This window comes from Bradyrhizobium sp., assembly GCF_049586575.1.
In the GTDB taxonomy this organism is placed as follows: domain Bacteria; phylum Pseudomonadota; class Alphaproteobacteria; order Rhizobiales; family Xanthobacteraceae; genus Bradyrhizobium.
This window is the reverse complement of the sequence record NZ_JBAVCF010000434.1, coordinates 1-7297: the sequence shown is the minus strand read 5'-3', so window position 1 is coordinate 7297 and position 7297 is coordinate 1. Positions and strand designations below refer to the sequence as shown.

Annotated in this window: 8 protein-coding genes and 2 pseudogenes; 1 reads left to right on the top strand and 9 read right to left on the bottom strand. The window is 62.0% G+C overall.

Annotation, left to right across the window (positions count from 1 at the left end; all coding sequences use genetic code 11):
* Nucleotides 1-145: 145 nt before the first annotated feature.
* Nucleotides 146-274: pseudogene (locus WB528_RS17250) on the top strand (alpha/beta fold hydrolase); the annotation flags it as partial.
* A gap of 292 nt (nucleotides 275-566) precedes the next feature.
* On the opposite strand, the gene WB528_RS17245 reads toward WB528_RS17250, so the two are convergent.
* The 9 genes and pseudogenes from WB528_RS17245 to WB528_RS17205 form a co-directional block, all read right to left on the bottom strand.
* Nucleotides 567-1577, bottom strand: a complete 1011-nt coding sequence (locus tag WB528_RS17245) for a YihY/virulence factor BrkB family protein (protein WP_423889617.1) — start codon at nucleotides 1575-1577, stop codon at nucleotides 567-569.
* Nucleotides 1574-2086: a hypothetical protein gene (locus WB528_RS17240; RefSeq protein WP_423889616.1), complete on the bottom strand. Its 513-nt coding sequence runs from the start codon at nucleotides 2084-2086 to the stop codon at nucleotides 1574-1576. Before WB528_RS17240 ends, WB528_RS17245 begins: the two co-directional genes overlap by 4 nt.
* A gap of 122 nt (nucleotides 2087-2208) precedes the next feature.
* Complete coding sequence (locus WB528_RS17235; protein ID WP_423889615.1) at nucleotides 2209-2406, bottom strand: hypothetical protein; 198 nt, start codon at nucleotides 2404-2406, stop codon at nucleotides 2209-2211.
* 759 nt (nucleotides 2407-3165) lie between these two features.
* The gene (locus WB528_RS17230; protein WP_423889614.1) at nucleotides 3166-3405 is read right to left on the bottom strand and encodes a hypothetical protein; all 240 of its coding nucleotides are present in this window, start codon (nucleotides 3403-3405) and stop codon (nucleotides 3166-3168) included.
* A 132-nt stretch (nucleotides 3406-3537) separates the two neighbouring features.
* On the bottom strand, nucleotides 3538-3882 hold the full coding sequence (locus tag WB528_RS17225) for a hypothetical protein (protein ID WP_423889613.1): 345 nt from the start codon (nucleotides 3880-3882) through the stop codon (nucleotides 3538-3540).
* Between the two features lie 135 nt (nucleotides 3883-4017).
* On the bottom strand, nucleotides 4018-5403 hold the full coding sequence (gene gor, locus WB528_RS17220; RefSeq protein WP_423889612.1) for a glutathione-disulfide reductase: 1386 nt from the start codon (nucleotides 5401-5403) through the stop codon (nucleotides 4018-4020).
* A 134-nt stretch (nucleotides 5404-5537) separates the two neighbouring features.
* Nucleotides 5538-6068 (bottom strand): DUF2059 domain-containing protein, encoded by a 531-nt coding sequence (locus tag WB528_RS17215; protein ID WP_423889611.1) that lies wholly within the window; start codon nucleotides 6066-6068, stop codon nucleotides 5538-5540.
* Between the two features lie 25 nt (nucleotides 6069-6093).
* Nucleotides 6094-6792: a ribose-5-phosphate isomerase RpiA gene (gene rpiA, locus WB528_RS17210; protein WP_423889610.1), complete on the bottom strand. Its 699-nt coding sequence runs from the start codon at nucleotides 6790-6792 to the stop codon at nucleotides 6094-6096.
* Nucleotides 6793-7072: 280 nt separating this feature from the next.
* Nucleotides 7073-7297, bottom strand: a pseudogene (locus tag WB528_RS17205) (hypothetical protein); the annotation flags it as partial.

Here is a 7297-nt window from a genome sequence, read left to right as displayed (position 1 = left end):
CGCTATATACACAGGCGCGCGCCTCACCGCCAGTATGATGGAGCTGTCGCCAATCTGCACCTCTCTTCAAGCTCTAGCCGCAGGCTCCAGGACAACCCCTTGCGGTAAAAGCCTAATTCGCATTTGCCGAAGACCTCGCGAGGGGATGAGGGAAATCGCGGTGCGTGAGGCTGGGCTCGACGACGTTTTCATCGACGATATCACCTTTCCCGCAGTTGACGGATACGCGCTCGGTGCGACGCTGTTCCTGCCGCTCGGCGCCAAGCAGCACGCCCACCGATGCGGGCACGACGACCCATCGGCCATCTCGGCTTCTTCCGGCCCGAACATCGCGACACGCTCTGGCGCGGCGCCGCCGAGTGGCTGGAGGCGGAGGGATAGCCGTCACTGTGCGGTGCGTGCTGCCGTATTCAGATCTCAAACAGCCTGGGTTCGTTTCCGGGCCTCATGGACCAAGCTGGCGCTCTATCTCTTCTTCTCGAGCAATGCGGCATGAAAACCAAGGTGCGGCGCTCTAAGCTCACACTTCGATCGACCTGATCTCACCGTCTTGCCGATCGAACCTCTTAAACCCGACCTCTCCCAACCACCGCCTGCCGCTCAATCTCCGAATTGAGCTCGGCGCCGACCAGGACGATGATGGCCGACAGCCACATCCACGTCATGAGGCCGATGGCGGCGCCGAGCGAGCCGTAGGTCGCGGTGTAGTTGGCGAAGTTCGAGAGGTACCACGACAACAGCACTGATCCGATCAGCCACAGCACGATGGCGAGAACGGCGCCGGTGACCAGCCAGCGCCACTTTGGCCTCGCGCGGCTTGGCCCGTAACCATACAGCGCCAGAAGCGCCGCCAGCAACACCAGGCCCAACATCGGCCAGCGGCCGAGTTGAACAAGTTGCCTGGCACCCTGGTCGAGGCCCAACCGTTCGAGCGCAAGCGGCACGCCGATCACGGCGCCGACCATGACGAGAATGGCAGCTAACCCTGCAACGGTGAAAGCAAGGGAAACCAGATTGAGGCGTATGAGCCCTCGCTTTTCCTCCGCCTCATACGCCACGTTCAGGGCGTCGAGAACGGCCTTGACGCCGGCATTCGCGCTCCAGATGGCAAGCCCCAGCCCAAGGCCAAAAGCCAGGCTGAGCGAGGAGTTCGCCTTCGCCACCACGCGGGTGATTTCGTCCTGAACGATCGCGAAGGAGTCGCCCGGCAGCATCAAAGCCAGGCTTTGAAGATTCCCGGAAATCGTCGACGGATCGGCAAACAGCCCGTAACTCGAAACCAGCGCCGTAATCGCCGGAAAGATCGCGAGCAGTCCGTAGAACACCACGCCCGCGGCGGTAGCCAGGATGCGGTCGCGGTTAATTCGCGCGTAGGTGCCGAGCAGGATTTCCTTGCCTCGCGACGCGATGACGGGAAAAGGATTTCCGGCGCCCATCCCGGGCGAAGGCGCCGCGGCTCGATCGATGGCACTGATACCGGCATCTCTTCCGAGATGCCGTTGAATGGCCAGCGTCGCGAGAACCGTGCTGGCAACGAGAGCGAGATGGCTTGCAAACGGATGGGGCCGTCTCGTCACCGCCGCACCTTGCGTCCTGATGTGGACCCGAGACGCGTGGCCACGATCCAGCCGGCGGCCAGGATGGCCGCGGCTCCCAGCAGGATTTGGGTGGTGGGATCGGGCTTTGCGGCGTCGTTCTCGCGCAATGCGGTAACGGCGCGCGCAATAGTCGATCCCGCCAGCATTTGCCTGGCGGCGCGGAATTGGCGGCGCGGTCTCGGCAGCGGCGGCGCGCGGCGTCGCATCGTGAGCCAGCCCGCGAGAAGCAGGATGACGCCGAGCGCGAGCAAGCCGCCGCCAATCGCGGCAAAAGCCGCATTCGCGCCGTAGCGAAGCTCGATGAAGTGAAAGAGCGCCGTCGCGCCCACGGCGATGGCAGCAAATACCGCCAAAATACCGCCGGCCAGCAACGCGACAGCGACGCCGTATCGCGCCGCCAACCTTGCAACCCATCCGCGCAGATCCCCGGCATAGGATCGCCATAGCGCGGAGAGCCCGCGCGGTTCGCCTTTGAGAGCAACGTTCATGGTCGCATCCGATCTTGTTCTTCAACAAGCCGGAAGCATGTTCATCGTTCCAAGACTGATTGGTTTCAAAGACCGATTGCTTGCGCCCGGCGCATCCGCGGGCCGACGGCTCAAGCGTCAGGTCAGGCGTCTTCCATCATCAAAAGGACGCCCGTCAACGCCGCGCCAATTCCAAACATCAATACGACGGTGCCCACGAACGTCGCCATCGTCATCTTCGGATTGGTGCCGAGGTTGAAGAAAGGGGTCCAGGTCAGGATCAGCGCGAAGACAAGCCCGAGAGCGACGCCCATGGCCGCATGGCTGGCGACGGCAAGCACGATGCATGGCTCCAGAATATTTGGTCGCTTGTTATTTGACCGTTTCCTCGCGCGCATCCCACACACTCCTGAGATTGCGAGAACGCCTGAAATTGCAGCCTGGTTCCTGGAGCCGCGACTTAAAGTGCCGGCCTTTTTTGCGGAAACGCTCGATGCGTTGAAAACGCGATTGTTCGCACAAGGGCTGCAGCAGATGCGGGAGGGCAGGAGTTCCCCCTTGTTGTAAAACTTTACCCGCCATTGTGTGAATTGGGACACATCTTCCAACAGGCGAATCGGGCTAGCGTTCTCACGCCGTCCTTTTACACGGCGTTTCTCCCTAGACTCGGCGCCCGTCGCGAATGACGGGCGTCTTTTGCGAGGCCCCCGCGCGGCCCGGCACGCTTCTCTGCTCCCGAAACCGAAGCTTTGCGCACTTGCACTTTTCCTGCGCTTCGGTTGTCGGCAGATATCCCCATAAATCACCGGGCTGGTGGAGTGGATTGACATTCGCTACCTGCGTGGCCGCAAAATCGGAACGCGAATGTCAAATCCTGAACTCCACTGGAAACATATATTTGCTAGTGGTCCCTGATTCCAACATTCGCAAATGTGCCTGCTGCGAAGGGATGCGAATGCTGGAATCGGACCACCAGGTGGCGCGCTTACCCCACCCGTCTAAAGGGGTGGGGTATCTTTAGCGTGCGAGAGAACAACCATCAGCCAAGCCGGTTGTGTGGCTCGCCTTCGCGATGATCGCGGAAGCTGCTACTCAGGACATCAGCTTCCGGAGGGATTGAACGTCGTGTCTTCGCCGCCGGGCCTCGACGCGTCCAAACGATCCAGCGCGCGCGGGGCGACAACGATCGGCCCGCTCACCTGATTGTAGGCTCCGCGAAGGTTCGACAGGTCACGGCCGAAATAGGCCTTGCCGCGGTGGTGCTCGGTCGCCGCCGCCAATTGAACCGCCAATCCCGAGATCAGCAGCGCGCCGAAGATGGTAAGAGCTGTCTTCCGCATGGTCGTCTCCATTTGTTGGACGTCTGGGGCAAGCGCCCCTCGCTCTGTGGGTGTTGCGTCTTGATGCGACGTGACCGCCTCATCAATTGCGTCCAGCATGGACCGCACGCCCGGAAGCGCGTGTGGTTCGGCTCACATTTCACGGAGACTTGAGGACTGCCGGCAGCGATGCGCACGGCCGCGCGGCGAGCACGACTTCAGGAATTCAAGCCGAACTGCCCAGGCAAGGCTTACTCGATCGCCGTCGGAGACACAGCCGTCATCCTCACGCCGCGCGGAATCTTGCGCGTCGCGGAGGCGGTCAACGCCCGCAACGTGATGGTGGATGCCGATTTCAGCGCGGCGCAAGCGGCCGACGTGTTCCTTCGCTTGATGAGGGCGCGTGCCGTCCAGCGAACGCGCTTCCTCGCGATCGAACCGCTCGACTTCAAAACGCTCATGCAGGTTGTCCCATGATCCGGCCTTGTCAGCGTGCACCACAGTCCCCGCGGCAATACGGCTGCGAATGAAGGCGGAAGCTTGACCCTCGGCAATGGAACACGACTGGAACCCAGGTTCCCGCGCGCGCAGACACGCTTGCGCTTGCGGTTCCCCTGACGAGCGAAACGACGTCTATTCCGCCGCCGCGCGCACATGCCGCGCGGTCGGGGTACGCATGGTCACGAGTTCTTCCGCCGCGGTCGGATGCAGCGCCATGGTCGCATCGAAGTCAGCCTTGGTGGCTTTCATCTTGACCGCGATGCCGAGCACCTGGACCATTTCGGCAGCACCATCGCCCACGATGTGACAGCCGACCACGCGATCGGTCGTGGCGTCGACGACGAGCTTCATCAGCATGCGCGTGTCGCGGCCCGACATCGTCGCCTTCATCGGCCGGAAGGTGGTTTTGAAGATATCGACATGGCTGAACCGCTCGCACGCTTCGTCTTCCGTCAGTCCGACGGTGCCGACTTCAGGCTGGCAGAACACGGCGGTCGGGATATCGGCGTGGTCGACCCTCACCTGCCGCTTTCCAAACACGGTGTCGGCAAAGGCGTGGCCTTCACGTATGGCGACCGGCGTCAGGTTGATGCGGTGGGTGACGTCGCCGATCGCATAGATGTTGTCCACTGACGTCTTCGAAAAGCCGTCGACCGCGATGCCGCCGTTCTCCGGGTTGATGGCGACGCCGGCCTTCTCAAGCCCGAGCCCCCTGACGTTCGGGTGCCGGCCGATCGCAAACATGACCTGATCTGACGCAATGCTCGAGCCGTTCGACAAATGCGACGTGAAGTCATGCGCGTGCTTGTCGACCCGCGTCACGGTGCAGCCGGTCAGGACGGTGATGCCGGCCTTCTCCATTTCGCTGCGGACATGGGTGCGGACATCCTCATCGAACCCGCGCAGCACGTTCTCGCCGCGGTAGACGACCGTCACGTCCGACCCGAAACCTGCGAAGATGCAGGCGAATTCAAGCGCGATGTAACCGCCGCCCTGAATCAGGATGCGCCGCGGCAGAGACGGCAAATGGAAAACCTCGTTGGAGGAAATCACATGTTCAATGCCGGGGATGGCGGCGCCGTGGTTCGGCGCGCCGCCGGTCGCGATCAGCACATACTTCGCGCGCACGGCTTCGCCGGTCGAAAGCCGGACCGTATGCGCATCCTCGAGCACGGCGCGGGTCTTGACGACGCGCGCGCCGGATTTTTCCAGGTTGGTGGTGTAGGCCGCCTCGAGCCGGGCGATTTCCTTGTCCTTGTTGGCAATTAAAGTGGACCAGTCGAACGTCGGCTCTCGCACGGTCCAGCCGAAGCCGGCCGCATCCTCGAACTCCTGATGGAAATGCGAGGCATAGACCAGGAGCTTTTTCGGCACGCAGCCGCGGATCACGCAGGTGCCGCCCATCCGGTATTCCTCGGCGATCGTCACCCGCGCGCCATGACCGGCGGCGATGCGCGCGGCGCGAACGCCGCCCGACCCTCCTCCGATGACAAACAGATCGGTATCGAATTCGGCCATGTGGCTCCCGGCGGATCAGCGTTGGGTCAGCAAAGGATATAGGCGAGCAATCACCACGAAAAAGGTGCGCTCTTTCTTATCCCTCCGCTAAGGGGAGGGATAAGAAAGTGTACGGGAGAGGAGAAGAGAGTGCCTTAACCGAGCGGCTTGCCGCGCTTCTTCATCTCGTTGCGGAAATCAGTCACGACCGCTTCGGAAAAGGCCTGCGCCCACTGGTTCATGTAGACCATGCTGGCCTGGATGGACTTCGGCTCCTGCGCCAGCACCTTCTGGCCGAGCGGCGACTTGTAGAACGTCGTGAGGTCCTTCAATTCCTGCTCGGTGAAGTCGTTGGCGTAGATCTTCGCCATCTGCTCGCCGATCTCCTTCTCGCGGCCGGCCTTCGACTGGGCTTCCGCGAGCGCGATCTCGTTGAGGTCTTTCTGATAGCTGAGGTTGCTCGCCAGGATCTGATCCTTGACGCGCTGAATGATATTGGGGACGGCCGTCGCATAAACCTGGTTGACGTTCTTGACCGTCAGCAGATCCTTCGCCGCCTGGAGCGCCGAGGGCGATACCGGCTTGAGCGGCGCCGCCGCGGGCTGCTGCGCGCCGGCCGGCAGGGGCGAAAACGCCAGACCCAGCGCAAGGCTGGCGGCAAGCAAGATTCCCGATGAACGCTTCATTTTTGATTTCTCCTCAACCACGGCGTTATCGCCGTTCCACAACACGAATTCCCTGAGAGCCGGCCAGCATCGCGGTGCTGGCCAGGCCGATGAATAACCCATGCTCGACAACACCCGGAATGGAGCCAAGCGATTGCGCAAGACGCGGCGCGTCCGATATGCGCCCAAGATGCGCATCCATGATCCAGTGGCCGCCATCGGTGACAAAAACGTGACCGTCACGCCCTTTTCGGACCGCTAACTGACCGGAAACGCCGCAATCGGCGAACACTTTTTCGATTGCCCGCCGCGTCGCGGCCAGCCCGAACGGAATCACCTCGATCGGCAACGGGAAGCGGCCGAGGGTCTCGACCCATTTGGTCTCGTCCGCAATCACGATCATGCGGTCGGAAGCGGCCGCCACGATCTTCTCCCGCAACAAAGCGCCGCCGCCGCCCTTGATGAGGTTGAGCGAGGGGTCCACCTCGTCGGCGCCGTCAACGGTCAAATCGAGCCGGTCGATCTCGTCCAGCGTGGTGAGGCGAATGCCGCAGCGGATGGCGTCGTCGCGCGTGGCCTCGGAGGTGGGCACGGCGATCACGTCCAGCCCGCCCTGCACCCGCGCGCCCAAGAGTTCGACGAAATGCTTGGCGGTCGAGCCGGTCCCGAGACCGAGCTTCATGCCGCTTTGCACGAATTCAACCGCACGCGCCGCTGCCTGGCGTTTCAGTTCATCCAAGTTCACGCGCAAACCCGTTTCAATGTCCGGTAGCGAATGTCAAATCCACTCCGCTAGCCGCGCCTATCTAGTGGAGTGGATTTGACATTCGCTCCCCAGTCAACCTCGAGTTCGCAAAGCGAATGTCAAATCCGAAACTCCACTAGAAACAAATATTTGCTAGTGGTCCTTTTGATTCCAACATTCGCAAAGGTGCCCGCTGAAAAGGGATGCGAATGTTAGAATCGGACCACTAGCGTCGTTTTGCAGGCAAGAACAGCGCTATAACGGGTCGCAATCGGAGACTTTAGGCCCTGTCCATCGCCGCCATGATGGCCGCAAACCGCACTTCCAGCTCGGCACGCATCTCCGGGTGCGTGAACACATAGAATTCGTCGGTGCGGATCGCGGCAACGACCCGTGCTGCGACCATGGACGGGTCGAGCCCGGACCGCAGGCGTTTGGCCTCGCGCAGGCTCTTTACGGCGGCCTCCAGCGCCTCCGTCTCGATATCGGCCAGCATGACGTTCAT